Source organism: Streptococcus sp. HMSC034E12 (assembly GCF_001835915.1).
Lineage (GTDB): Bacteria > Bacillota > Bacilli > Lactobacillales > Streptococcaceae > Streptococcus > Streptococcus vaginalis.
In genome coordinates this window covers 1-22,977 of record NZ_KV826454.1, presented here as the reverse complement: position 1 = coordinate 22,977, position 22,977 = coordinate 1, and the positions used below count along the sequence as shown (strand labels likewise).

The following is a 22,977-nucleotide window of genomic DNA, read 5'->3' as shown; positions in this document are numbered from 1 at the left end:
ACTGCATTTACCACGAGATTTTGATATAATAGAAACTGATATAAAGAGGAATGAATGATGAACATATTTGACACACATACACACCTCAACGTGGACAATTTCGCAGGAAAAGAAGCTGAAGAAATTGCTTTCGCACGCGAGCTAGGTGTTACCAAGATGAATATTGTGGGTTTTGATACAGAAACCATTGAAAAGTCGCTAGTGCTGTCTCGTCAATATGACGAACTATACAGCACGATTGGTTGGCATCCAACTGAGGCAGGTTCTTACACGCAGGAAGTGGAGGATATGCTTGTCAGTCATTTGCATGATCCTAAGGTCATTGCTTTGGGTGAAATTGGATTGGATTATCATTGGATGACAGCACCGAAAGAGACGCAAGAGCGAGTTTTTCGACGGCAGATTCAATTGTCAAAAGATCTTGATTTGCCTTTTGTAGTGCACACTCGTGATGCCTTGGACGACACATATGAGATTATTAAAAGTGAAGGTGTAGGTCCATGTGGTGGTATTATGCACTCTTATTCAGGTTCTTTGGAAATGGCAGAGCGTTTTATCCAACTTGGTATGATGATTTCATTTTCGGGTGTGGTCACGTTTAAGAAGGCTGTAGATGTGCAGGAAGCTGCGCAAAATCTCCCTTTGGACAAAATCCTAGTTGAAACGGACGCACCTTACTTAGCTCCTGTTCCAAAACGTGGTCGTGAAAATCGGACGGCTTATACTCGCTATGTTGTAGACAAGATTGCAGAACTTCGTGGTTTGACTGTCGAAGAAGTTGCACAAGCGACCTATGAAAATGCACTGCGAATATTTAATTTGAAAGAAGATTGATGAAAGAAAAAATTTCTCAAGTCATTGTTGTAGAAGGTCGAGATGATACAGCCAATCTCAAGCGGTATTTTGACGTAGAAACTTACGAAACGAGAGGGTCTGCGATTTGCCAAGAAGATATAAAGCGCATCAAACGCCTTCATAATCTGCATGGAGTCATCGTTTTTACAGACCCAGATGTCAATGGTGAGCGGATTCGTAGGATGATTATGACAGCGATCCCTAGTGTTCAGCATGCTTTTTTAAGGCGTGATGAGGCTGCTCCTAAGTCTAAAAATAAAGGGGAATCATTAGGTATTGAGCATGCTTCATATGAAGATTTAAAAGCTGCTCTTTCGCAGGTGACTAAACATTTTGAAAAAAAGACTGATTTTGATATCACACGTTCAGATTTGATTCGCTTAGGATTTCTGGCAGGCAATGACAGCCGCAAACGTCGTGAATTTTTAGGAGAAGAACTCCGCATTGGCTATTCAAATGGAAAACAGTTGCTTAAACGACTAGAATTGTTTGGGATTGGATTGACAGATATTGAAAATGTGATGAAAGAGTACGAAAGGAATCGACATGGCAAATAGAAGCTATATTTATTTAAAAAACGGAGATGAGACACGTGTTTTAGCGGAGGGAATTTATACGATTCCTTATTTCTGGCAACTATTTTGGGGTGAAGAAGAGCTGCAAGCAGCTATTGATTTGTGGAAAAAAGTAGAAGAGCTTGAAAAAGAAGATAAAGAGAAAGCAGAAGAATTTTATCAAGAGCAGAATATGGGAGTTACTCTTTCCATTGAAAAATTCCAGCAAAATGCCCACCACAATCGGTCTTTTTTAGAGCAACATGCTCCACAGACTTTGCAATTGTACGATGACTTTGTTCGCTACATTACTGCAAATATCAAAGGGGGCGATACGCTAGGATTTGACGTTTTAGAAATTATTTCTATGGATGAGTTGTCTATTTCTTCTGACAAACTTTTAAAAAATGTCCGTGCTATTCAGCAAAATCGACCAGAAGATTTAGATTTTTCTTTAGCGGACGAGGATTTGCTTGGGGGAGCTATGGGCTTCCCAGATGCTTATGCTTCAAACATGCTACCAGAAAACAATATTCTAAATTCGGTTGCTTACCAAGATGAGTTGAAGAAACGTAAAAGTCAAAAAAACAAGCAAATGGCTGATGAGACTGAATCTACTTCAACAGAAACTAAACGCCGTATTCATCCAGCATTTTGGATTTTGCTTGTGCTGGGAATTATGCGAATTTTATATATTTTATTTAGCTAATAGATAGAAAAGAGATTTATGAGAATTGCGGATTATAGTGTGACGCGGGCTGTGCTTGAGCGTCATGGCTTTACTTTTAAAAAATCGTTCGGTCAGAATTTCTTGACTGATACCAATATTTTACAAAAAATTGTGGACACAGCTGAGATTGATGAGAATGTTAATGTTATCGAAATCGGACCAGGCATCGGGGCACTGACTGAGTTTTTGGCGGAAAATGCAGCCGAAGTCATGGCTTTTGAAATTGATGAGCGCTTGGTGCCGATTTTGGCAGATACTCTGCGGGATTTTGACAATGTGCGCGTGGTCAATGAAGATATTCTTAAGTCAGACTTGCAAGCCCGAATCAAGGAATTTGCTAATCCAAATCTTCCTATCAAAGTGGTGGCCAACCTACCCTACTACATTACCACTCCTATCCTCATGCACCTGATTGAGAGTGGCATTCCTTTTAGTGAATTTGTCGTGATGATGCAGCGAGAAGTGGCTGATCGCATATCGGCGCAGCCCAATAGTAAATCTTATGGCAGTTTGTCAATAGCGGTGCAGTATTATATGACTGCCAAGGTCGCTTTTATCGTACCACGAACAGTCTTTGTTCCTGCTCCAAATGTGGATTCGGCTATCCTCAAGATGGTCCGCAGAGACCAGCCGGCAGTTGAGGTCAATGATGAAGCTTTCTTCTTCAAAGTCTCAAAAGCTAGCTTTACTCACCGTCGGAAAACCCTCTGGAATAATCTGACCAGTTATTTTGGGAAGTCTAATGAAGTCAAAACAAAGCTAGAGTCCGCTTTGGACAATGCTGAGTTATCTCCAAGTGTACGAGGAGAAGCGCTTGATTTGCAAGAATTTGCGCGTTTAGCAGACAGCTTATATGACGAGGGATTCAGATGAGTTGAATAATATTGTAAACAAAAAGCCTCACTAAGTTCGTCTTAGTGAGGTTCTTTATAAGGAAAGGACGGGATTTGAACCCGCGCATGAATAAAATCCATTTGCCGGATTTCGAGTCCGGTGCCGTACCAAGCTGGGCCACCTTTCCAAAATTTAGAATAAGCAATTTTTGAATGGGCTCGATAGAAGCATTCAAAATAGGCTATTTCGTTTTAGGCGAGAAAGCAAAGCGCACATAACGTGAAGTGAAGTGCGATACAGTTGACAACTATCAAACGAAATAAAAATGCGGAAAAAGGGATTTGAACCCTCACGTCCGAATGGACACATGCGCCTGAAGCATGCGCGTCTGCCGTTCCGCCATTTCCGCTTGGTATCTATTATACCATATTAGAAACGTTTTTCATCATTTTTTTGCACTAAAAAGCAAAATACTGCTTTTTTTGTTATAATAAACTTATTAAGCGTTAAAGGAGTCCATTTGAAAGGAATAATCGTGAAAGCCTTAGCAGGTTTCTATTATGTAGAGTCAGAAGGCAAGGTTTATCAGACTAGAGCTAGAGGAAATTTCCGCAAGAAAGGACAAACTCCCTATGTGGGGGATGAGGTCGAATTTTCTGCTGAGAAAGATTCTGAAGGTTATATCTTAAAAATAGCAGAGCGAAAAAACAGTCTAGTGAGGCCGCCCATCGTTAATATCGATCAAGCTGTCGTGATAATGAGTGCCAAAGAGCCAGATTTTAATCCCAATCTTTTGGACCGTTATTTAGTTCTCTTGGAGCAGAAAGCTATCCACTCGATTATCTATATCAGTAAATTAGATTTGTTGGCGAACGACAAGGAGTTAGACGTTTTCCTTGATATTTATCGCTCTATCGGCTATGATACTGCCAAGACAATAACAGAACTTTTGCCGTTTTTAACAGCTAAGACGACTGTTTTCATGGGACAAACTGGGGTTGGCAAATCTACTCTGCTCAATAAAATGGTGCCAGATTTACAGTTGGAAACCGGAAAAATTTCAGAAAGTTTGGGTCGTGGTCGCCACACAACTAGAGTGGTTAGTTTTTACAATCTCAATGGGGGAAAAATTGCAGACACACCGGGATTTTCTTCGCTGGATTATGAAGTAGACAATGCAGAGGATTTAAATCGAGCATTTCCTGAAATTGCAAAAGTCAGTCATGGCTGCAAATTTCGGACCTGCACGCATACGCATGAACCGAATTGTGCAGTAAAACCTGCCGTTGAAAAGGAACAAATTGCAGCTTTTCGTTTCGAGAATTACTTGCAATTTCTGAGCGAAATTGAAAACCGTCGTGAAACCTATAAAAAAGTAGCTAAAAAGCAACCTAAGTGAGGAGGAAGTCAAATGAAACCTTATAAAATTGCACCGTCTATTTTAAGTGCAGACTATGCTAATTTTGAATCAGAATTGAAAAAATTAGAAGCCACAGGGGCAGATTACGCTCATATTGATATTATGGACGGACATTTTGTACCCAATATCAGCTTCGGTGCGGGTGTGGTAGCGAGCATGCGACCACATAGTAAGTTGGTGTTTGATTGTCATCTCATGGTCTCCAATCCAGAACACCATATTGAAGATTTTGCTCGTGCGGGTGCAGATATTATCAGTATCCATGCTGAAGCAACGCCGCATATTCACGGAGCTTTGCAAAAGATTCGGGCAGCTGGTGTCAAGGCAAGTGTTGTTATCAATCCGGGAACGCCCGTTGAAGCGGTGAAAAATGTTTTGAATTTGGTTGATCAAGTCTTGGTTATGACTGTTAATCCAGGCTTCGGTGGGCAAGCCTTTCTGCCAGAAACAATGGATAAAGTACGCGAATTAGTCGTTTTGAGAGAAGTGAACCAACTAGACTTTGATATTGAAGTAGATGGTGGTATTGATGATGAAACCATTGGCATTGCTAAAGAAGCTGGTGCTAATGTCTTTGTAGCGGGCAGTTACGTTTTCAAAGGAGATGTCGCTCATCAGGTTCAAACATTGAAAGAAGCATTGCATGACTAAAATTGCTCTTTTTGCTGGCGGGATGATAGATAGTTTTCAAGTGGATTTTGACATTTTTATCGGAGTGGACAGAGGAAGCCTGTTTCTCATTGAACAAGGCATTTGCCCAGATTTAGCGGTCGGTGATTTTGATTCTGTTTCGGAGGAAGAGTTGGCTTTGATTTGTTCTCAATCGAAAGAGGTACTTCAAGCACAACCTGAAAAAGATGATACGGATTTAGAGTTGGCTGTCAAAGCTGTTTTTGCACGTTCTCCACAGGCGCAAGTGACGATTTTTGGTGCTTTTGGCGGGCGCTTGGATCATACTTTGGCAAATATTTTCTTGCCGAGTAATCCAGAAATTACTCCTTATATGCAGCAAATTCGACTGTGCAATGCACAAAATCAGCTCTGCTATTGTCCTCAAGGGCGGCACGAGGTAAAGCCAGTAGCTGGTCTGAACTATTTAGCTTTTATGCCTGCGGACAATAGTCGGTTGAGCATTGAAGGCGCCAAATATCCTTTAAACGAATCCAATTATTTTTTTAAAAAAGTGTATGCTTCTAACGAATTTATAGATGAGCCCGTTTTTTTAGAGTGCCAATCGGGTTATGTTATTATCATTTATAGCAAAGACAGGAGTTAGTATGGAGTTTGTAATCATCTTCTTATTGCTGGGAATTCTTATTGTGACCTTTCTTTTGTGGCAAAAGAATCAGCAACAGACAGATCAAGCGAAGAAGATTTTTGAAGATCAAGCCGATCAATTATCTGATCAGTTGGATTACCGTTTTGAGCAGGAGCGGCAGCAACGCCTTCTAGCACAGCAACAGCTGGAATTGGCTCTGGGAGATCGTTTGGGAGAGGTGCGCACGGATTTACATCGAAATTTAACAGAAATGCGGTTAGAGATAAGCGAGAATCTAACCAAAAATCGTGATAAGACAGACGAACGAATGCGCCAGATTCAAGAGTCAAATGACCGTCGTTTAGAACAAATGCGCCAAACAGTGGAAGAAAAATTAGAGAAAACGCTGCAGACGCGGTTGCAAACCTCCTTTGAAACGGTTTCTAAACAGTTAGAGTCAGTCAATCGCGGTCTAGGTGAAATGCGAAATGTAGCGCGTGATGTGGGCACTCTAAATAAAGTGCTCTCCAATACCAAAACGCGTGGAATTTTAGGTGAATTGCAACTCGGTCAGATTATTGAAGATATTATGACGCCGAGCCAGTACGAACGCGAATTTGCGACAGTTGCAGGCTCTAGTGAACGCGTAGAGTACGCGATTAAATTACCGGGGCAAGTAGAAAAAGAATACATTTATTTGCCAATTGATTCCAAGTTTCCGCTTGCTGACTACTATCACTTGGAGGATGCTTACGAATCAGGAAATAAAGAAGAGATTGATTTGTACCGCAAGTCTTTGCTAGCGAGTGTCAAACGTTTTGCCAAGGACATCAATAAGAAATACTTAGCGCCTCCTGCAACAACAAACTTTGGCGTGATGTTTTTACCAACGGAAGGGCTTTATTCAGAAGTCGTTCGCAATCCGGAATTCTTTGATAGTTTGCGTCGAGACGAGCAGATTGTGGTTGCAGGACCATCTACGTTGTCTGCCCTACTCAATTCGCTTTCGGTCGGTTTTAAAACGCTCAACATTCAAAGAAGTGCAGATGACATCAGCAAGGTTTTGGGCAATGTCAAATCAGAATTTAATAAATTTGGTGGCATTTTGCTCAAGGCGCAAAAACATTTGCAACACGCTTCTGGCAATATTGATGAATTGCTGACGCGCAGAACCAATGCTATCGAGCGAACTTTGCGCCATATTGAAATTTCGGACAAGTCGGACTTAAATGGTCTGCTAGATTTCCAAGATGAAGAGGAAGAATATGAAGATTAACCAAATGAAAAAAGACGAGCTGTTTGAGGGATTTTATCTCATCAAATCCGCTGAACTACGTCAGACAAGGGCTGGAAAAAATTATTTGGCATTTACCTTTCAAGATGATACGGGAACGATTGAAGGAAAATTATGGGATGCTCAACCTCACAATGTAGAAGAATTTACTGCTGGAAAAGTCGTGCACATGCAAGGGCGCAGAGAAGTGTATAACAACACCCCTCAAGTCAATCAAATTACCTTGCGATTGCCTAAAGTTGGCGAGCCAAACAATCCAGCTGATTTTAAGGAAAAACCACCAGTTGATGTCCAAGAACTACGTGAATATCTGTCACAAATGATCTTCAAAATTGAAAACCCAGTTTGGCAGCGTGTGGTACGGGCTTTGTATGCTAAATACGATAAAGAATTTTACTCCTATCCAGCAGCGAAAACCAATCACCACGCTTTTGAGGCAGGACTTGCTTTTCATACTGCGACTATGGTGCGGCTGGCAAATGCTATTGGTGAGATTTACCCGCAATTAAATAAGAGTTTACTTTATGCAGGAATTATGCTCCATGATTTAGCAAAGGTGCTGGAATTGACAGGCCCAGAGCAAACAGAATACACTGTTCGAGGCAATCTCATCGGACACATCGCTTTGATTGATGAAGAAATAACAAAGGTGTTGGCAGAATTAAAAATTGACGACACTAGAGAAGATGTCATTATTCTCCGTCATGTTTTGCTAAGTCATCACGGTTTGTTGGAATACGGTAGTCCAGTGCGTCCGAAAATCATGGAAGCTGAAATTATCCACATGATTGATAATTTAGATGCGGAAATGATGATGATGACTTCGGCTCTAGCCTTGGTTGGCGAGGGTGAGCTGACCAATCGAATCTTTGCTATGGACAACCGCTCTTTCTATAAGCCTAATTTTGATAAGTAAAAAACGAAAAACGAATGTTATTGCAAAAATAATGTTCGTTTTTTGGACTGATTATGATATAATGAAGAAAATAAAATAAATTGGTGAAAAAATGAAATTAAGAAGAAGTGAACGCATGGTAGTTATTTCTAACTACCTAATCAATCATCCGTACGAATTAACAAGTCTCAATACATTTGCTGAGAAGTATGAGTCCGCAAAATCTTCCATTTCCGAAGATATTGTCATTATCAAACGTGCTTTTGAAGAAATGGAAATCGGGCATATCGAAACCATTACAGGAGCAGGAGGAGGCGTTATTTTTACTCCTTCTATCTCGGATAAAGAAGCTAGAGCAATGGTGGAAGACCTCCGCACGAAATTGTCTGAAAGCAATCGAATTTTACCCGGTGGCTACATTTACTTATCGGATTTGCTGAGTACGCCTTCTATTTTAAACAACATTGGACGCATTATTGCCAAGACGTTTCGAAATCAAAAAATTGATGCCGTAATGACTGTTGCCACAAAAGGAGTGCCGTTGGCAAATGCAGTGGCAAATGTGTTAAATGTTCCATTTGTCATTGTGCGCCGCGACTTGAAAATCACAGAGGGTTCAACGGTTAGTGTCAATTATGTGTCAGGTTCAAGTGGTGACCGTATTGAAAAGATGTTCTTGTCGAAACGCAGCCTGAAAGCTGGAAGCCGTGTGTTAATCGTAGATGATTTCTTAAAAGGCGGCGGGACAGTCAACGGCATGATTAGCCTTTTACGAGAATTTGATTCGGAATTGGCTGGTGTAGCAGTCTTTGCGGAAAATGCACAAACAGAACGCGAACATTTGGATTACAAATCATTGTTGAAAGTGACAGCTATTGATGTGAAGTCCAACAAAATCAGCGTAGAAGTTGGCAATATTTTTGACAAATAGATGAGGTGAAAATTTAAAAAATATATTGGATAAATTGGATCAAAGCTCCTTGGGGCTGAGAGTTTCGATTGTTACAGTTTTGGCACTCATTCTTGCTGCGGGATTATTTTTCGTTAAAAAGCAAGATGACGCGGCGCGTGCAGCTAGCGAAGCAGCTGCTACAGAAAGTCAAAATGCTGTGACGCCTCAAACAGATGCAGGGCAAACTTATCCTCAAACCTATCAAGCGCCAGCAACTTCAGCTACTACAGGACAGGCTGAGACCAATTCAGCTCAAACTCCAACGCCTAACGGAGCAGGTGTCTCAGCCACAAATACTACGGGACAATAGATGGGAACTCAGCAAGAAAACTATAAAAATATATTGACAAAGAAAGTGTCTTCGTGTTATACTAATAGACGGTACTTTTTACTTTTGGTCTCTCAAAAGTGTACAGAGACGTGCTGACAAATGTTGCAAAAGTACACACAGATGATAGCTGTCACCAAGTGTATCATCACCAAAATTAAAAAAACAGGAGAAATGTAGATGCCTACAATTAACCAATTGGTTCGCAAACCGCGTAAATCAAAAGTAGAAAAATCTAAATCACCAGCTTTAAACGTTGGTTATAATAGTCTTAAACGTGTACCTACTCGTGAAAACTCACCACAAAAACGTGGTGTTGCAACTCGTGTTGGTACTATGACACCTAAAAAACCTAACTCAGCTCTTCGTAAATTTGCTCGTGTACGCTTGAGCAACTTGATTGAAGTGACTGCTTATATCCCAGGTATCGGACATAACTTGCAAGAACACAGTGTTGTGCTTCTTCGTGGTGGACGTGTAAAAGACCTTCCAGGGGTACGTTACCATATCGTTCGTGGTGCACTTGATACTGCAGGTGTAACTGATCGTAAACAAGGCCGTTCTAAATACGGTACGAAAAAACCAAAAGCATAAGGAAAGGGGATAAAGATCAATGAGTCGTAAAAACCGTGCGCCTAAGCGCGAAGTATTGCCAGATCCGCTCTACAATTCAAAATTAGTGACACGTCTTATCAACCGCGTTATGCTTGATGGGAAACGTGGTACAGCAGCTTCAATCGTATATGGTGCTTTTGAACAAATCAAAGAAGCTACTGGAAATGATGCACTTGAAGTATTTGAAACAGCTATGGAAAATATCATGCCTGTACTTGAAGTACGTGCTCGCCGTGTTGGTGGTTCTAACTACCAAGTCCCAGTTGAAGTTCGTCCAGAACGTCGTACAACTCTTGGACTTCGTTGGTTGGTAACTATTTCACGTTCACGTGGAGAACACACTATGCAAGATCGCCTTGCAAAAGAAATCATGGATGCAGCTAACAATACTGGTGCAGCTGTTAAAAAACGTGAAGATACTCACCGTATGGCTGAAGCTAACCGTGCTTTTGCTCACTTCCGCTGGTAAGATTGCTTCTCTTTTTAGAGAATTGCAAAAGCTCTTTCAAAGGCTTAGTACTCTTACTAATTAGCATGAGTAATCAACAAGCGGGTAGGATTTGCCTACTCGCTTTTCTTAAAATATGTTATAATAAACTGTAAATAAAATAATAGGAGAAACAACCAAATGGCTCGCGAATTTTCACTTGAAAAAACTCGTAACATCGGTATCATGGCTCACGTCGATGCTGGTAAAACAACAACGACTGAACGTATTCTTTACTATACCGGTAAAATCCATAAAATTGGTGAAACACACGAAGGTGCTTCACAAATGGACTGGATGGAACAAGAACAAGAACGTGGTATTACTATTACATCTGCTGCAACAACAGCACAATGGAAAGATTACCGTGTCAACATTATTGACACACCAGGACACGTGGACTTCACAATTGAAGTACAACGTTCCCTTCGTGTATTGGACGGTGCAGTAACTGTCCTTGACTCACAATCAGGTGTTGAACCTCAAACAGAAACAGTTTGGCGTCAAGCAACTGAATATGGTGTTCCGCGTATCGTATTTGCTAACAAAATGGATAAAATCGGTGCAGACTTCCTTTACTCAGTAAGCACTCTTCACGATCGTCTTCAAGCAAATGCTCACCCAATTCAATTGCCGATTGGTGCAGAAGATGACTTCCGTGGTATCATTGACTTGGTTCGCATGAAAGCCGAAATCTATACAAATGACCTTGGAACAGATATTCTTGAAGAAGATATTCCAGCGGATTATCTTGAACAAGCCCAAGAATGGCGTGAAAAATTAGTAGAAGCAGTTGCTGAAACTGATGAAGACTTGATGATGAAATACCTTGAAGGTGAAGAAATTACTGAAGCAGAACTAAAAGCTGCCATCCGTAAAGCAACTATCAATGTTGAATTCTTCCCAGTTCTTGCTGGTTCTGCCTTCAAGAACAAAGGTGTTCAAATGATGCTTGATGCAGTTATTGACTACCTTCCAAGCCCACTTGACATTCCAGCTATCAAGGGTGTAAACCCAGATACTGAAGAAGAAGAAACTCGTCCTGCATCTGATGACGAACCATTTGCAGCACTTGCTTTCAAGATTATGACAGACCCATTTGTTGGTCGTTTGACTTTCTTCCGTGTGTACTCAGGTGTCTTGAACTCAGGTTCATACGTTTTGAATACTTCTAAAGGAAAACGTGAACGTATTGGACGTATCCTGCAAATGCACGCTAACCATCGGAATGAAATCGAAACAGTTTACTCTGGTGACATTGCTGCAGCTGTTGGTTTGAAAGATACTACAACTGGTGACTCATTGACAGATGAAAAGGCAAAAATTATCCTTGAATCTATCGAAGTTCCAGAACCAGTTATCCAATTGATGGTTGAACCTAAGTCAAAAGCTGACCAAGATAAGATGGGTATTGCCCTTCAAAAATTGGCTGAAGAAGACCCAACATTCCGCGTTGAAACTAACGTTGAAACTGGTGAAACAGTTATCTCTGGTATGGGTGAGCTTCACTTGGATGTCCTTGTAGACCGTATGCGTCGTGAGTTCAAAGTGGAAGCAAACGTAGGTGCTCCTCAAGTATCTTACCGTGAAACATTCCGTGCACAAACATCAGCACGTGGATTCTTCAAACGCCAATCAGGTGGTAAAGGTCAATTCGGTGATGTTTGGATTGAATTTACTCCAAATGAAGAAGGAAAAGGATTCGAGTTTGAAAATGCTATCGTTGGTGGTGTCGTTCCACGTGAATTCATCCCAGCTGTAGAAAAAGGTTTGATTGAGTCAATGGCAAATGGTGTTCTTGCTGGTTACCCAATCGTTGACGTGAAGGCAAAACTGTATGATGGTTCATACCACGATGTCGACTCATCTGAAACAGCCTTTAAAGTTGCTGCCTCTCTTGCTCTTAAAGAAGCTGCTAAGACTGCGCAACCAACCATTCTTGAACCAATGATGCTTGTTACAATTACTGTACCAGAAGAAAACCTCGGTGATGTTATGGGACACGTAACAGCTCGTCGTGGACGTGTTGATGGTATGGAAGCTCATGGTAACAGCCAAATCGTTCGTGCTTATGTTCCACTTGCTGAAATGTTCGGTTATGCAACAGTTCTTCGTTCAGCATCACAAGGACGCGGTACTTTCATGATGGTATTTGACCACTACGAAGATGTACCGAAGTCAGTACAAGAAGAAATCATTAAGAAAAACAAAGGTGAAGCTTAATCAAGTCAAGCCCATGCGTCCGCAGTTGCGGGCGTTTTTTATATAGTCAGAATTATAAGATGCAGTGGTTTGGAGAAGCTCTATTCACTTTAGTCAATGTAGAGTTTCCCATGCACAATTAATTAGGCACTTTAGTGCCAATTAATCACTGTTGAGTGGACTCTAATACGTTGATAAATCAACTTTTACAGCTCTACTCAACCGTACAGAGGTGGGACGATGAAATCAAGTTTTTACGAAACTACTGATTTCTGTCCCACTCTCTTTTTGCATATCTCCCACTTAGCTTCCGAAAATGAAAGAGAAATGAAAATCTTTGAAAGGAATGATATTCCTTGTTAATAATGCTGAAATCAGTTGCAATTTTAAGGGATAAAGTATATAATAGATATGTTGAAAGGTGATTTGTAGCAACTCAAGTTACTCTTTTCACATAAAAATTTTTTGATTTTCATAAGGAGGAAATCACGAATGGTAGTTAAAGTTGGTATTAACGGTTTCGGTCGTATCGGTCGTCTTGCATTCCGTCGTATCCAAAACGTAGAAGGTGTTGAAGTTACTCGTATCAACGATCTTACAGATCCAGTTATGCTTGCACATTTGTTGAAATATGACACAACTCAAGGTCGTTTCGACGGTACTGTGGAAGTTAAAGAAGGTGGATTCGAAGTTAACGGTAAATTCGTTAAAGTTTCTGCTGAACGTGACCCAGAACAAATCGACTGGGCTACTGACGGTGTAGAAATCGTTTTGGAAGCAACTGGCTTCTTTGCTAAGAAAGATGCAGCTGAAAAACACCTTAAAGGTGGAGCTAAGAAAGTTGTTATCACTGCTCCTGGCGGAAACGATGTTAAAACAATCGTATTTAACACTAACCACGATGTTCTTGATGGTACTGAAACAGTTATTTCAGGTGCTTCATGTACTACAAACTGCTTGGCTCCAATGGCTAAAGCACTTCAAGACAACTTCGGTATCGTTGAAGGTTTGATGACAACAATCCACGCTTACACTGGTGACCAAATGATTCTTGACGGTCCACATCGTAAAGGTGATCTTCGCCGTGCTCGTGCTGGTGCTGCAAACATCGTTCCTAACTCAACTGGTGCTGCTAAAGCTATCGGTCTTGTTATCCCAGAATTGAACGGTAAACTTGATGGTTCAGCCCAACGTGTTCCAACTCCAACTGGATCAGTTACTGAATTGGTTGCTGTTCTTGAAAAGAATGTAACTGTTGATGAAGTAAATGCAGCTATGAAAGCAGCAGCTAACGAATCATACGGTTACACAGAAGATCCAATCGTATCTTCAGATATCGTAGGTATGTCATTTGGTTCATTGTTTGATGCAACTCAAACTAAAGTTCTTGATGTTGACGGAAAACAATTGGTGAAAGTTGTATCTTGGTACGATAACGAAATGTCATACACTGCACAACTTGTACGTACTCTTGAATACTTTGCAAAAATTGCTAAATAATTCATCAGTATAGAAAAGGGAGGCTTGCCTCTCTTTTTTGTTGCCATTCTCTCTTGGTTCAGACTTGTGGAAGTTGGGAGCTGAATATGTATAAAAATTAAATTAGAATGTTGATAAAACTCCAGAGTTTCCACTCGTTTGGTCGTTATGACCAAGCTACAATAAAAACAACTTGACTTTACCCAAATCAAGTTGTTTTTTTACTATGTAAGGATTGTATTGCTAGATTTCTTCATCTGGTGTTAAAATCATTGGGATGATAATGGGCTCACGCTCTGTGTTTTCATATAAAAATGGTCTAAGAGCATTTACGATAGCACCATTGACTGACTGGATGCTAGCATCTTTATTTTTTAATGCAATACGAATCGCATTGAAAAGAATACGTTGGCTATGACGGATCAGTTCACCTGATTCACGCATATAGATAAAACCGCGACTAAGAATATCAGGACCAGCCAAAATCATTTTTGATTTAAAGTCAACGGTAGCTACTGCAAGGACAACGCCATCTTCGGAAAGGTCACGTCTGTCGCGAAGGACTGCAGCACCGATTTCTCCGATACGATTACCATCAACATAAATATCTTGGGCATTGAAACTTCCTGCAATACGAGCTGAATTGGCAGTTAAAGCAAGGACGTCTCCATTGCTCATGATAAAGATATTCTTTTTAGGGATACCTGTATCCATTGCAAGCCCGGCATGGACTTTTTGCATGCGGTATTCACCATGGACTGGCATGAAATACTTCGGTTTTATCAAGCGAAGCATGAGTTTTTGTTCTTGTTGCCCTCCGTGCCCAGAGGTATGGATATTATTGATTTTTCCATGGATAACATCAACGCCAGCTTCTGAAATGGTGTTGATGAGCTTATTGACACTGGTGGTATTTCCAGGGATAGGACTAGAAGAGAAAATCACTGTATCACCTGGTTGAAGCTGCACTTGACGATGTGTTCCATTCGCAATGCGTGAAAGAGCTGCCATTGGCTCTCCTTGACTTCCTGTACACATGATTAGAATTTCATTTGCAGGATAATCTTTAATTTCATTTGGTTCAATGAACGTCCCTTTTGGGGTTTTGATATAACCTAGTTCAATTCCGTTGACAATGGCTTTTTCCATTGAGCGTCCAAAAACAGCAATTTTTCGGCCAGTTTTAACCGCAGCATCCGCAGCTTGTTGAAGACGGAAGATATTTGAGGCAAAGGAGGCAAAAATAATCCGCCCGTGAATGCCTTCAATGATTTTCATGATAGATTGACCAACGACTTTTTCGGAATTTGTGAAAGTTGGAATTTCTGCATTGGTGGAATCAGAAAGAAGTGCTAGAACGCCATCTTCCCCAAGAGCTGCCATTCGATGTAAATCTGCTGGCTCGCCAACGGGGGTAAAGTCAAATTTGAAGTCACCCGTACAAACAATTTTCCCTTGAGGTGTGTGGATGACAATTCCCAAAGGCTCTGGGATAGAGTGAGTTGTGCGGAAGAAGGTTGCTTTTAAATTTTTAAATTGAAGTTCGGTATTTTGATTGATTTCGTAGAGTTTAGCGTCACGTAAAAGTCCGTGCTCTTCCAATTTACCACGAATCAGTGCAAGGGCAAGTGGTCCAGCATAAATGGGAACATTTGCTTGCTTGAGAAGGAAGGGAATCCCTCCGATGTGGTCTTCGTGACCGTGAGTAATCAACACTCCTTTGATACGGTCAATATTTTCTACGATATAAGAATAATCAGGAATGACATAATCAATCCCTAAGAGGTCGTCTTCAGGAAATTTAATCCCTGCATCAACGATGATAATCTCATCCTGGTATTCAATCCCGTAGGTATTTTTTCCGATTTCTCCTAAACCACCAATGGCAAATACACCGACTTCTTCGGGTTTTAAAGTATATGACATGGTTTAGAGCTCCGTAATTGTAAAGTTGCCTGATTCTTTTTCGTATTCTAAATGTTTGTCAGACAAAAGTGTAATCAATTCAACATTATAAGGTGTTTTTTCTTCGACGAGTTTCCGGGCTTTGATGCGTCCTTCTAGTTCGTCTTTGGCGTCAATATCCAAGTAGAGAGAATGCGTGTTTTCCCGACGTGGATTGCGTTCTTTTGTTTCTTGATAAAAAACTTTGTAAATCATTTCAATTCCTTTCTCATTCATGATCAATCTACCAGAAAATAGCCACCTTATTTTCAAGGGCGGTCTCCATCTATTTGATTTTCTGGGTAATAAATTGATTTTGATACGTTACAATTATAATCATTATATCATAAAAAGGTTATTTAGTAAAAGAAAGAAGTGAGAAAAACTAGGAAAACGATTTTCAAAAGGTCTTGTTTTTTTGGAAATCATATTGAGGAAATCCGTATTTTTTGTAGTATAATAGAAAGTAGATTATCACAAAGGAAAGATAAGAATGAAAGTTTTAGCTTTTGACACATCCAGCAAAGCCCTAGCAATTGCGATTTTAGAAGATGATAAGTTGCTTGCTGAGATGACGATAAATATTAAGAAAAATCATAGCGTTACATTGATGCCGGCTATTGATTTTTTAATGGAAAGTTTGGATTTGAAACCAAGTGACTTAGGTCGCATTGTAGTTGCAGAAGGTCCTGGTAGTTATACAGGTTTGCGAATTGCTGTGGCAACGGCCAAAACGTTAGCACATACGCTTAAAATAGATTTGGTGGGAGTTTCTAGCTTGCGGATTATGGTGTCAGAGGACATTGACGGCTTGGTCATTCCTCTCATGGATGCTAGACGCAACAATGTCTATGCTGGTTTTTATGAAAATGGCAGAGCAACTCAGCCGGAAGCTCATTTATCTTTTGAAGAAGTGTTAGAAAAAGCCAAGTCTGCTTCTCAGGTAACTTTTGTAGGAGAAGTGGAAAATTTTGCGGAGCAGATTCAATCCGCTTTGCCATCAGCTCTTATCAAAGCAACCTTGCCAAGCGCTGTGCTCCTTGCTAAAATCGGCCTACAATTACCAGCTTGTTCTGTTCATGATTTCGTACCGAATTATCTCAAGCGAGTGGAAGCAGAAGAGAATTGGCTCAAAAATCATCAAGAAACGAACGATTCTTACATCAAGCGATTATGATTGAGATTAAAAAAGATGAAAAAAAGCAGGTTGCTGATTTGGCGGAGCAGATTTATCAAGTATTAAAAGATGTTTATGCAGCCAGTCCTTGGAATATAGAGCAGATTGAGAAAGATTTACAAAATCCTTTGTCAGTTTATGTTTTGGCCTTGGAAGCTCAAAATTTAATCGGCTTTCTGGCTTTTCAAGAGTCGGATTTTGAAGCGGAAGTTTTACAAATTGCGGTTAAGAAAGCCTATCAAGGACAAAAAATTGCGACCGCTTTGTTTGAACATCTGCCAATTGACAAAGAGATTTTTCTCGAAGTGAGAGAATCCAACAAAGCAGCTCTGCTATTTTACCAAAAAGAGAAATTTATAGAAATCGCTCGGCGTAAGAATTACTATCATGAGCCAGTGGAAAATGCGATTGTAATGAAAAGGGAAAACAATGAATGACAGATATATTTTAGCTTTTGAGACCTCCTGCGATGAGACTAGCGTAGCGGTTTTAAAGAATGACGCTGAACTCTTATCCAATGTTATTGCCAGCCAGATTGAGAGCCATAAACGTTTTGGTGGCGTGGTACCGGAAGTGGCTAGCCGTCATCATGTGGAAGTTATCACAGCTTGCATTGAGGAGGCTCTTGCGGAGGCTGGTATTACAGAAAAAGAAGTGACTGCAGTAGCAGTCACTTATGGACCGGGGCTAGTTGGTGCTCTTTTGGTCGGATTGGCAGCTGCCAAGTCTTTTGCGTGGGCACATCATTTACCGCTTATTCCTGTCAATCATATGGCAGGTCATCTGATGGCGGCTCAGAGTGTTGAGAAATTAGAATACCCTCTTTTAGCATTATTAGTCAGTGGAGGGCATACGGAATTGGTTTATGTTAGCGAAGCTGGTGATTATCAGATTGTCGGAGAAACACGCGATGATGCAGTTGGAGAAGCTTATGATAAAGTTGGTCGTGTGATGGGATTGACTTATCCAGCTGGGCGTGAGATAGATGAATTGGCCCATAAAGGACAAGATATTTATGATTTTCCGAGAGCGATGATTAAAGAGGATAATTTAGAATTTTCTTTCTCTGGGTTGAAGTCTGCCTTTATCAACCTCTGTCACAATGCGGAGCAAAGGGGTGAAAGTTTGTCGAAAGAAAATTTGGCTGCTAGTTTTCAAGCTGCTGTTTTAGATATTCTCATGGCAAAAACAAAAAAAGCTTTGGAGAAATATCCTGTTAAGACCTTAGTCGTTGCGGGCGGTGTTGCTGCTAATCAAGGTTTACGTGAACGTTTAGCAGCTGAAATGACAGATATCAAGGTAATCATACCGCCTTTGCGTCTCTGTGGGGACAATGCAGGAATGATTGCTTATGCGAGCGTCAGTGAGTGGAATAAAGGGAAGCTTGCAACATTTAGCTTGAATGCTAAGCCAAGTCTGGCATTTGACACAATGGAAGAATAAATATGATTGGAAAAAGTTTTAAGGATGGGGCTAAGGCAGCGATGCCAACGGCTCTTGGGTATATTAGTATTGGACTAGCTTGTGGAATTATTGGTGCCTCTTATGTCAGTCCTCTTGAAATGGCACTCATGAGCAGTTTAGTCTATGCAGGAAGTGCTCAGTTTGCTATGCTAGCACTTCTTGCGATTTACGCACCGGTAACAGCTATTGCTCTGACAGTTTTTTTAATCAATTTGCGGTTGTTTTTGCTGAGCCTTCATACATCAACCTTTTTTCGGCATGCCAGTCTATTGCAAAATATCGGTATCGGAATACTCTTGACAGATGAAACATACGGCGTTTTACTAAGTGAGCGTGTCCATACAAAGGATATTTCGCTTCAGTGGATGTATGGCAATAATATTACGAGCTATCTTGCTTGGATTGTTGGCTCTGTGGTCGGAACGACATTAGGAAGTCTTTTGCCCAATCCAGAAGTGTTTGGACTGGACTTTGCGCTGGTAGGCATGTTTATTGGGATTTTTTCTTCCCAATTTTTAGTGATGTTACATAAAACAAAATTTCAAAAACTAGTAGTGATTTTGTCTGTGGTAGCTTTATCGTTCTATGTTTTAAGCATGCTTGTTTCTTCGTCTTTAGCTGTTTTAATGTCGACCTTATTAGGTTGTGCTGCGGGAGTAATGCTAGATGATAAATAATTATATATTTGTCGCCATTCTTCTCTCAGCCTTGGTGACGTGGCTAGCGCGGGTGACTCCTTTTATCTTGGTAAAATATCGTGGCTTACCTAAAGTTGTAGAACGATTTTTACAGTATTTACCAGTCTCTATTATTTTTGCATTGATTTTATCCAGCCTTACAAATGGGAAGATAGGGCAGTTGCCAACCTTTAAATGGCTAGATTTAATAGCTGTCTTTCCAACAATTTATATTGCTTTTCGCTATCGTAACTTAGTAGTGACCGTGATTTTTGGTGTGATATTGGTAGCTATTCTGCGATTTATCTTTTAACTTTATAGAAATAACTCTGTCTTAGGAAATCACTAAAGCGGAGTTTTAGTTAAAAATGACCGTTTAAGACCTAAAACAGACCATTCAGAATTTTAATGAGTTTTTTATTTAGATTGGGTACAATGAGAGTTTGTTGTAAAGTAGATTTGCGGTTACTATTTTCATTTCCAAAGGTTTTTTCCGAGTCTGCCAAAAGCAGTATTGAGACTTACTTCGCAAACTCTATCTATAACCTCAAGTCAGTGCTTTGAGCAATTATCTACTTCGTTAAGAATTTTGGATATCAAAAAGTAAGGCAGGGATGAGATTTTCCCTGCCTTTTACAAGCTATTGTTTTCCCAACAAAGGTAGTGATTGGAAAAGCACTTTTGATTTTAATCAATTAGAGTTCCTTGGAACAATTGATTAGGAATAGGTGCCACCCATCACAGCTGTCTGTTAGTTTTCTTTTTTGTCTAATTTCTTGCCTAACTCAATAATGTATTGCTTCATATCGTCTTTGACTTGAGGATGTTTGAGGGCATAGTCAATAGATGTTTTCATAAAGCCAAATTTGTCGCCGACATCATAACGGTCACCTGTGAACTCACGAGCGAATACTCTTTGTGTTTTGTTGAGAGTATCAATAGCATCTGTCAGCTGGATTTCATTTCCGGCACCTGGCTTTTGTGTTTCCAAGATGGAGAAGATTTCAGGTGTTAGTAGGTAGCGTCCGATAATGGCGAGATCACTTGGTGCGTCTTCTGGTTTTGGCTTTTCAACAAAAGTTTCAACGCTGTAGAGCCCATTTACTCCTTCACCTTGTGGATCAATAACACCGTAAGAAGAAACTTCGTCGTGTGGCACTTTCATAACAGCAATAGTTGAAGCGTGTGTTTCTTCGTAATCGTTCATCAATTGCTTGGTAAGTGGTACTGCTTTGTCATTTGTAATGTCCATTAGGTCATCACCTAGCATGACAACGAAAGATTCATTCCCAACGAAAGCTTTGGCTTGTAAAACAGCATCTCCAAGCCCACGTGGATGGCTTTGACGAATGAAATGAAGACCGATACCAGTCGTTTCATCTACGAGTTTTAAAAGATCAGATTTACCTTTTTCTTTGAGGTTGTACTCCAATTCAAAATTTGAATCAAAGTGGTCTTCAATGGAGCGTTTGGATTTACCTGTTACAACCAGAATGTCTTTGATACCGGATTTTAACGCTTCTTCAACAATAAATTGAATAGTTGGTTTGTCAACAATAGGCAGCATTTCTTTGGCGAGCGCTTTGGTTGCTGGCAAGAAACGAGTTCCGAGTCCAGCAGCAGGGATAACAGCTTTTCTTACTTGAGTCATATGCCCCTCCTTTTTTGTAGTAGCTAATTACGACCATTCGTTTTCAGCTTTGAATTCATTATTCATTATATCATAAATGGCGTCTTTTATGTTAAGGCTTTCATAAATCACATGATAGATCGCTTGAGTAATTGGCATATAGACACCCAGTTCTTGTGCGAGTTCGTAAGCAGCTTTGGTGGTGGAAATGCCTTCAATAACCATGCCCATGTTGGCTTCGATATCTTCTAACTTTTCACCGCGACCAAGAGCGTCACCAGCGCGCCAATTGCGTGAGTGAACGGAGGTTCCTGTGACAATTAAATCTCCCACTCCGGATAAACCGCTATATGTTAAAGGACTGGCACCGAGTTTGACACCGAGACGGGTGATTTCTGCTAAGCCACGCGTGATAATAGCGGCTTTTGCATTGTCACCATAGCCAAGACCGTGAAGAGCCCCTGCTCCGACCGCAATGATGTTTTTGAGTGCACCCGCTGTTTCCACACCGATGACATCTGTATTGGTGTAGAGACGGAAGTAGTGATTGCTGAAAAGGTTTTGGACGTATTTAGCTGTTTCTAAGTCTTTTGAAGCTGCTGTGATGAGAGTAATGTCGCGAACGATAGTCTCCTCAGCGTGGCTGGGACCAGAGACAACGACGATTTCGCTACGGAATTGTTCAGGCAATTCTTCCTCTAAAATCATGGAAAGTCGTTTGTGAGTGTCGGGCTCCAGACCTTTTGAAGCATGCATCACTTTAACTGGATGATTCAGCACCTCGGCTACTTGTTTGGCTACAAGACGTGTGACCTTGGTTGGAACGACGAAAAGGATAGCATCCACGCCATCAAGGGTTTCTTTTAAGTCGTAATACGCTGTGATCTTTTCATCAAGAACAATATCTTTAAAATACCGTTTGTTAGTGTGGTGCTCGTTGATTTCAGTAATTTGTTCGGCAATATTGCCCCAAATACGAACTTCATGTCCGTTGTCATTTAATACTTGTGCCAAGGCAGTCCCCCATGAACCAGGGCCTAAAACAGCAACTGTTTGTTTTTCCATGTTCTTCTCCTTATAGAGTTTTCTAATTTCATTTTACCATAGAAAGCGATAAATTTCTTGTTTAGTAGTAGCTTGTTTTTATAAGTTATTATTTTATAAGAATAAAGGCTGATTAAAGTGCATAAAAAGAGTGTAATGAGGCAGGAGTTGTGGCTAGTATAAAAACTATTTATCACGACCTTTAAAAAAAATCAATTGGACGGCAGGTAGAGGAAGTGGTAAGATTGTGTATATCAATGAGGAGGGAATCGTATGAGCAGACCGATTGTTGGAGTGACCGCTAATCTTTGTCCTGTCGATAAGGAAGGTAAAAATATCCATTCGTCCGTTTCTAGTAAATTTGCTGAGAGTATCAGAATTGCTGGTGGATTGCCTATGATTATCCCTGTTGGTGACAAAAGTTTGGTGAGGGATTATATTGAAAGTATTGATAAATTGATTTTGTCTGGCGGACAACATGTGCACCCCACTTTTTACGGAGAAAAGCAGACGATTGAGAGTGATGATTACAATATGGTGCGAGACGAATTTGAGCTGGCTCTGTTAGCAGAAACTATTCGACAAGAAAAACCAATTATGGCAATTTGCCGAGGCTTGCAGTTGGTCAATGTTGCTTTTGATGGAACGCTCAATCAGCATATTGACAACCATTGGCAGGGCTTACCTTTTAGAACTTCTCATTCTATTCAAACTGAGAAAGGCAGCATTGTTGAAGAATTGTTCGGTCGTGCTAGTCAGATTAACTCTGTCCACCGACAAAGTATTAAAGATTTGGCACCGAATTTTCGCGCAACAGCTTTTGATCCTAGGGATGAAACCATTGAAGCGATTGAGTCGCTAGATGATAGTCGGATCATTGGGCTTCAATGGCACCCAGAGTTTTTAGTCAATGAAGAAAAAGGGAATCTAGAACTTTTTTAGTATCTTTTGCAGAAATTGTAAATTTGAAATACGGCTTAAGCTTCATTTAAGAAAATCGTTTTATAATAATATTATCAAATGAAGACCTCCTAACTTTATTTGATGAAATCCTAAAACTTTTTCATAATAATCTCCCTATAAGGATCACCAAAGAGGTGGTCTTTTTTCTACCATTTGTCAAGCAATTCAATGTTTT

General features: G+C 40.4%; 25 protein-coding genes and 2 tRNA genes. 21 read left to right on the top strand and 6 right to left on the bottom strand.

Annotated features, from left to right (window positions below):
- Positions 1-54: 54 nt before the first annotated feature.
- Genes HMPREF2574_RS07660 through rsmA form a run of 4 tightly spaced genes read left to right on the top strand, consistent with a single transcriptional unit; the run spans position 55 to position 3,012 of the window.
- Positions 55-834 (top strand): TatD family hydrolase, encoded by a 780-nt coding sequence (locus tag HMPREF2574_RS07660; protein WP_024052324.1) that lies wholly within the window; start codon positions 55-57, stop codon positions 832-834.
- Positions 834-1,412 carry a ribonuclease M5 gene (gene rnmV / locus HMPREF2574_RS07655; RefSeq protein WP_024052323.1) on the top strand — a complete coding sequence of 193 codons (579 nt, stop codon included), beginning with the start codon at positions 834-836 and terminating at the stop codon, positions 1,410-1,412. The genes HMPREF2574_RS07660 and rnmV overlap by 1 nt, the downstream gene beginning before the upstream one ends.
- The gene (locus HMPREF2574_RS07650) at positions 1,402-2,118 is read left to right on the top strand and encodes a hypothetical protein (protein WP_024052322.1); all 717 of its coding nucleotides are present in this window, start codon (positions 1,402-1,404) and stop codon (positions 2,116-2,118) included. Before rnmV ends, HMPREF2574_RS07650 begins: the two co-directional genes overlap by 11 nt.
- A gap of 18 nt (positions 2,119-2,136) precedes the next feature.
- Positions 2,137-3,012, top strand: coding sequence for a 16S rRNA (adenine(1518)-N(6)/adenine(1519)-N(6))-dimethyltransferase RsmA (gene rsmA, locus HMPREF2574_RS07645; protein WP_024052321.1), 876 nt, complete (start codon positions 2,137-2,139; stop codon positions 3,010-3,012).
- A 59-nt stretch (positions 3,013-3,071) separates the two neighbouring features.
- Here rsmA and HMPREF2574_RS07640 read toward each other — a convergent pair.
- Both HMPREF2574_RS07640 and HMPREF2574_RS07635 read right to left on the bottom strand, forming a co-directional pair.
- Positions 3,072-3,160 (bottom strand) — tRNA-Ser (locus tag HMPREF2574_RS07640).
- Between the two features lie 139 nt (positions 3,161-3,299).
- A tRNA-Leu gene (locus tag HMPREF2574_RS07635) sits at positions 3,300-3,382 on the bottom strand.
- Between the two features lie 111 nt (positions 3,383-3,493).
- Between HMPREF2574_RS07635 and rsgA the strand changes: the two genes are divergently transcribed.
- From rsgA to gap, 11 genes are all read left to right on the top strand, one after another.
- Positions 3,494-4,372, top strand: a complete 879-nt coding sequence (gene rsgA, locus HMPREF2574_RS07630) for a ribosome small subunit-dependent GTPase A (protein ID WP_042754055.1) — start codon at positions 3,494-3,496, stop codon at positions 4,370-4,372.
- A 12-nt stretch (positions 4,373-4,384) separates the two neighbouring features.
- Complete coding sequence (rpe, locus tag HMPREF2574_RS07625) at positions 4,385-5,044, top strand: ribulose-phosphate 3-epimerase (RefSeq protein WP_024052319.1); 660 nt, start codon at positions 4,385-4,387, stop codon at positions 5,042-5,044.
- On the top strand, positions 5,037-5,669 hold the full coding sequence (locus HMPREF2574_RS07620; RefSeq protein WP_070584576.1) for a thiamine diphosphokinase: 633 nt from the start codon (positions 5,037-5,039) through the stop codon (positions 5,667-5,669). The genes rpe and HMPREF2574_RS07620 overlap by 8 nt, the downstream gene beginning before the upstream one ends.
- A gap of 1 nt (position 5,670) precedes the next feature.
- Entirely contained in the window at positions 5,671-6,927 is a 1,257-nt protein-coding gene (locus HMPREF2574_RS07615; RefSeq protein WP_024052318.1) for a DNA recombination protein RmuC, read from the top strand.
- Positions 6,917-7,861, top strand: coding sequence for a 3'-5' exoribonuclease YhaM family protein (locus tag HMPREF2574_RS07610; protein WP_070584572.1), 945 nt, complete (start codon positions 6,917-6,919; stop codon positions 7,859-7,861). Before HMPREF2574_RS07615 ends, HMPREF2574_RS07610 begins: the two co-directional genes overlap by 11 nt.
- Before the next feature lie 91 nt (positions 7,862-7,952).
- The gene (gene purR / locus HMPREF2574_RS07605; protein ID WP_003026455.1) at positions 7,953-8,771 is read left to right on the top strand and encodes a pur operon repressor; all 819 of its coding nucleotides are present in this window, start codon (positions 7,953-7,955) and stop codon (positions 8,769-8,771) included.
- A gap of 25 nt (positions 8,772-8,796) precedes the next feature.
- Entirely contained in the window at positions 8,797-9,102 is a 306-nt protein-coding gene (locus HMPREF2574_RS07600; RefSeq protein WP_206151519.1) for a hypothetical protein, read from the top strand.
- A gap of 198 nt (positions 9,103-9,300) precedes the next feature.
- Positions 9,301-9,714, top strand: coding sequence for a 30S ribosomal protein S12 (rpsL, locus tag HMPREF2574_RS07595; RefSeq protein ID WP_003026451.1), 414 nt, complete (start codon positions 9,301-9,303; stop codon positions 9,712-9,714).
- A gap of 19 nt (positions 9,715-9,733) precedes the next feature.
- Positions 9,734-10,204 (top strand): 30S ribosomal protein S7, encoded by a 471-nt coding sequence (gene rpsG / locus HMPREF2574_RS07590; RefSeq protein ID WP_003026449.1) that lies wholly within the window; start codon positions 9,734-9,736, stop codon positions 10,202-10,204.
- 159 nt (positions 10,205-10,363) lie between these two features.
- On the top strand, positions 10,364-12,445 hold the full coding sequence (gene fusA, locus HMPREF2574_RS07585) for an elongation factor G (RefSeq protein ID WP_003026447.1): 2,082 nt from the start codon (positions 10,364-10,366) through the stop codon (positions 12,443-12,445).
- A 471-nt stretch (positions 12,446-12,916) separates the two neighbouring features.
- Positions 12,917-13,924: a type I glyceraldehyde-3-phosphate dehydrogenase gene (gene gap / locus HMPREF2574_RS07580; RefSeq protein WP_003026445.1), complete on the top strand. Its 1,008-nt coding sequence runs from the start codon at positions 12,917-12,919 to the stop codon at positions 13,922-13,924.
- A 222-nt stretch (positions 13,925-14,146) separates the two neighbouring features.
- Here the strand turns inward: gap and rnjA are convergent, their stop codons facing one another.
- A complete protein-coding gene (rnjA, locus tag HMPREF2574_RS07575; RefSeq protein WP_003026442.1) occupies positions 14,147-15,829 on the bottom strand; it encodes a ribonuclease J1 in 1,683 nt (560 codons plus the stop codon).
- A gap of 3 nt (positions 15,830-15,832) precedes the next feature.
- The gene (locus HMPREF2574_RS07570; RefSeq protein WP_020999859.1) at positions 15,833-16,063 is read right to left on the bottom strand and encodes a DNA-directed RNA polymerase subunit epsilon; all 231 of its coding nucleotides are present in this window, start codon (positions 16,061-16,063) and stop codon (positions 15,833-15,835) included.
- A 277-nt stretch (positions 16,064-16,340) separates the two neighbouring features.
- On the opposite strand from HMPREF2574_RS07570, the gene tsaB reads away from it, so the two are divergent.
- Genes tsaB through HMPREF2574_RS07545 form a run of 5 tightly spaced genes read left to right on the top strand, consistent with a single transcriptional unit; the run spans position 16,341 to position 19,478 of the window.
- Positions 16,341-17,024: a tRNA (adenosine(37)-N6)-threonylcarbamoyltransferase complex dimerization subunit type 1 TsaB gene (gene tsaB / locus HMPREF2574_RS07565; protein ID WP_070812392.1), complete on the top strand. Its 684-nt coding sequence runs from the start codon at positions 16,341-16,343 to the stop codon at positions 17,022-17,024.
- Positions 17,021-17,461 (top strand): ribosomal protein S18-alanine N-acetyltransferase, encoded by a 441-nt coding sequence (gene rimI, locus HMPREF2574_RS07560; RefSeq protein ID WP_024052312.1) that lies wholly within the window; start codon positions 17,021-17,023, stop codon positions 17,459-17,461. Before tsaB ends, rimI begins: the two co-directional genes overlap by 4 nt.
- Positions 17,454-18,467: a tRNA (adenosine(37)-N6)-threonylcarbamoyltransferase complex transferase subunit TsaD gene (gene tsaD, locus HMPREF2574_RS07555; RefSeq protein ID WP_024052311.1), complete on the top strand. Its 1,014-nt coding sequence runs from the start codon at positions 17,454-17,456 to the stop codon at positions 18,465-18,467. The genes rimI and tsaD overlap by 8 nt, the downstream gene beginning before the upstream one ends.
- Before the next feature lie 2 nt (positions 18,468-18,469).
- A complete protein-coding gene (locus HMPREF2574_RS07550; RefSeq protein WP_070812391.1) occupies positions 18,470-19,165 on the top strand; it encodes an AzlC family ABC transporter permease in 696 nt (231 codons plus the stop codon).
- A complete protein-coding gene (locus tag HMPREF2574_RS07545; protein ID WP_003028637.1) occupies positions 19,155-19,478 on the top strand; it encodes an AzlD domain-containing protein in 324 nt (107 codons plus the stop codon). Before HMPREF2574_RS07550 ends, HMPREF2574_RS07545 begins: the two co-directional genes overlap by 11 nt.
- A 438-nt stretch (positions 19,479-19,916) precedes the next feature.
- Here HMPREF2574_RS07545 and galU read toward each other — a convergent pair whose 3' ends face one another.
- Both galU and HMPREF2574_RS07535 read right to left on the bottom strand, forming a co-directional pair.
- On the bottom strand, positions 19,917-20,816 hold the full coding sequence (gene galU / locus HMPREF2574_RS07540) for a UTP--glucose-1-phosphate uridylyltransferase GalU (protein ID WP_024052308.1): 900 nt from the start codon (positions 20,814-20,816) through the stop codon (positions 19,917-19,919).
- Between the two features lie 27 nt (positions 20,817-20,843).
- A complete protein-coding gene (locus tag HMPREF2574_RS07535; protein ID WP_024052307.1) occupies positions 20,844-21,860 on the bottom strand; it encodes an NAD(P)H-dependent glycerol-3-phosphate dehydrogenase in 1,017 nt (338 codons plus the stop codon).
- 252 nt (positions 21,861-22,112) lie between these two features.
- Here HMPREF2574_RS07535 and HMPREF2574_RS07530 point away from each other — a divergent pair, with 252 nt between their 5' ends.
- On the top strand, positions 22,113-22,781 hold the full coding sequence (locus HMPREF2574_RS07530) for a gamma-glutamyl-gamma-aminobutyrate hydrolase family protein (protein ID WP_024052306.1): 669 nt from the start codon (positions 22,113-22,115) through the stop codon (positions 22,779-22,781).
- The last annotated feature ends 196 nt before the right edge of the window (positions 22,782-22,977 follow it).

Excerpts from the sequence above, each read along its gene's own strand:
- HMPREF2574_RS07660 (WP_024052324.1), top strand. The coding sequence starts at position 55 with ATGATGAACATATTTGACACACATACACACCTCAACGTGGACAATTTC.
- rnmV (WP_024052323.1), top strand. The coding sequence starts at position 834 with ATGAAAGAAAAAATTTCTCAAGTCATTGTTGTAGAAGGTCGAGATGAT.
- HMPREF2574_RS07650 (WP_024052322.1), top strand. The coding sequence starts at position 1,402 with ATGGCAAATAGAAGCTATATTTATTTAAAAAACGGAGATGAGACACGT.
- rsmA (WP_024052321.1), top strand. The coding sequence starts at position 2,137 with ATGAGAATTGCGGATTATAGTGTGACGCGGGCTGTGCTTGAGCGTCAT.
- rpe (WP_024052319.1), top strand. The coding sequence starts at position 4,385 with ATGAAACCTTATAAAATTGCACCGTCTATTTTAAGTGCAGACTATGCT.
- HMPREF2574_RS07620 (WP_070584576.1), top strand. The coding sequence starts at position 5,037 with ATGACTAAAATTGCTCTTTTTGCTGGCGGGATGATAGATAGTTTTCAA.
- HMPREF2574_RS07615 (WP_024052318.1), top strand. The coding sequence starts at position 5,671 with ATGGAGTTTGTAATCATCTTCTTATTGCTGGGAATTCTTATTGTGACC.
- HMPREF2574_RS07610 (WP_070584572.1), top strand. The coding sequence starts at position 6,917 with ATGAAGATTAACCAAATGAAAAAAGACGAGCTGTTTGAGGGATTTTAT.
- purR (WP_003026455.1), top strand. The coding sequence starts at position 7,953 with ATGAAATTAAGAAGAAGTGAACGCATGGTAGTTATTTCTAACTACCTA.
- rpsL (WP_003026451.1), top strand. The coding sequence starts at position 9,301 with ATGCCTACAATTAACCAATTGGTTCGCAAACCGCGTAAATCAAAAGTA.
- rpsG (WP_003026449.1), top strand. The coding sequence starts at position 9,734 with ATGAGTCGTAAAAACCGTGCGCCTAAGCGCGAAGTATTGCCAGATCCG.
- fusA (WP_003026447.1), top strand. The coding sequence starts at position 10,364 with ATGGCTCGCGAATTTTCACTTGAAAAAACTCGTAACATCGGTATCATG.
- gap (WP_003026445.1), top strand. The coding sequence starts at position 12,917 with ATGGTAGTTAAAGTTGGTATTAACGGTTTCGGTCGTATCGGTCGTCTT.
- rnjA (WP_003026442.1), bottom strand. The coding sequence starts at position 15,829 with ATGTCATATACTTTAAAACCCGAAGAAGTCGGTGTATTTGCCATTGGT.
- HMPREF2574_RS07570 (WP_020999859.1), bottom strand. The coding sequence starts at position 16,063 with ATGATTTACAAAGTTTTTTATCAAGAAACAAAAGAACGCAATCCACGT.
- tsaB (WP_070812392.1), top strand. The coding sequence starts at position 16,341 with ATGAAAGTTTTAGCTTTTGACACATCCAGCAAAGCCCTAGCAATTGCG.
- rimI (WP_024052312.1), top strand. The coding sequence starts at position 17,021 with ATGATTGAGATTAAAAAAGATGAAAAAAAGCAGGTTGCTGATTTGGCG.
- tsaD (WP_024052311.1), top strand. The coding sequence starts at position 17,454 with ATGAATGACAGATATATTTTAGCTTTTGAGACCTCCTGCGATGAGACT.
- HMPREF2574_RS07550 (WP_070812391.1), top strand. The coding sequence starts at position 18,470 with ATGATTGGAAAAAGTTTTAAGGATGGGGCTAAGGCAGCGATGCCAACG.
- HMPREF2574_RS07545 (WP_003028637.1), top strand. The coding sequence starts at position 19,155 with ATGATAAATAATTATATATTTGTCGCCATTCTTCTCTCAGCCTTGGTG.
- galU (WP_024052308.1), bottom strand. The coding sequence starts at position 20,816 with ATGACTCAAGTAAGAAAAGCTGTTATCCCTGCTGCTGGACTCGGAACT.
- HMPREF2574_RS07535 (WP_024052307.1), bottom strand. The coding sequence starts at position 21,860 with ATGGAAAAACAAACAGTTGCTGTTTTAGGCCCTGGTTCATGGGGGACT.
- HMPREF2574_RS07530 (WP_024052306.1), top strand. The coding sequence starts at position 22,113 with ATGAGCAGACCGATTGTTGGAGTGACCGCTAATCTTTGTCCTGTCGAT.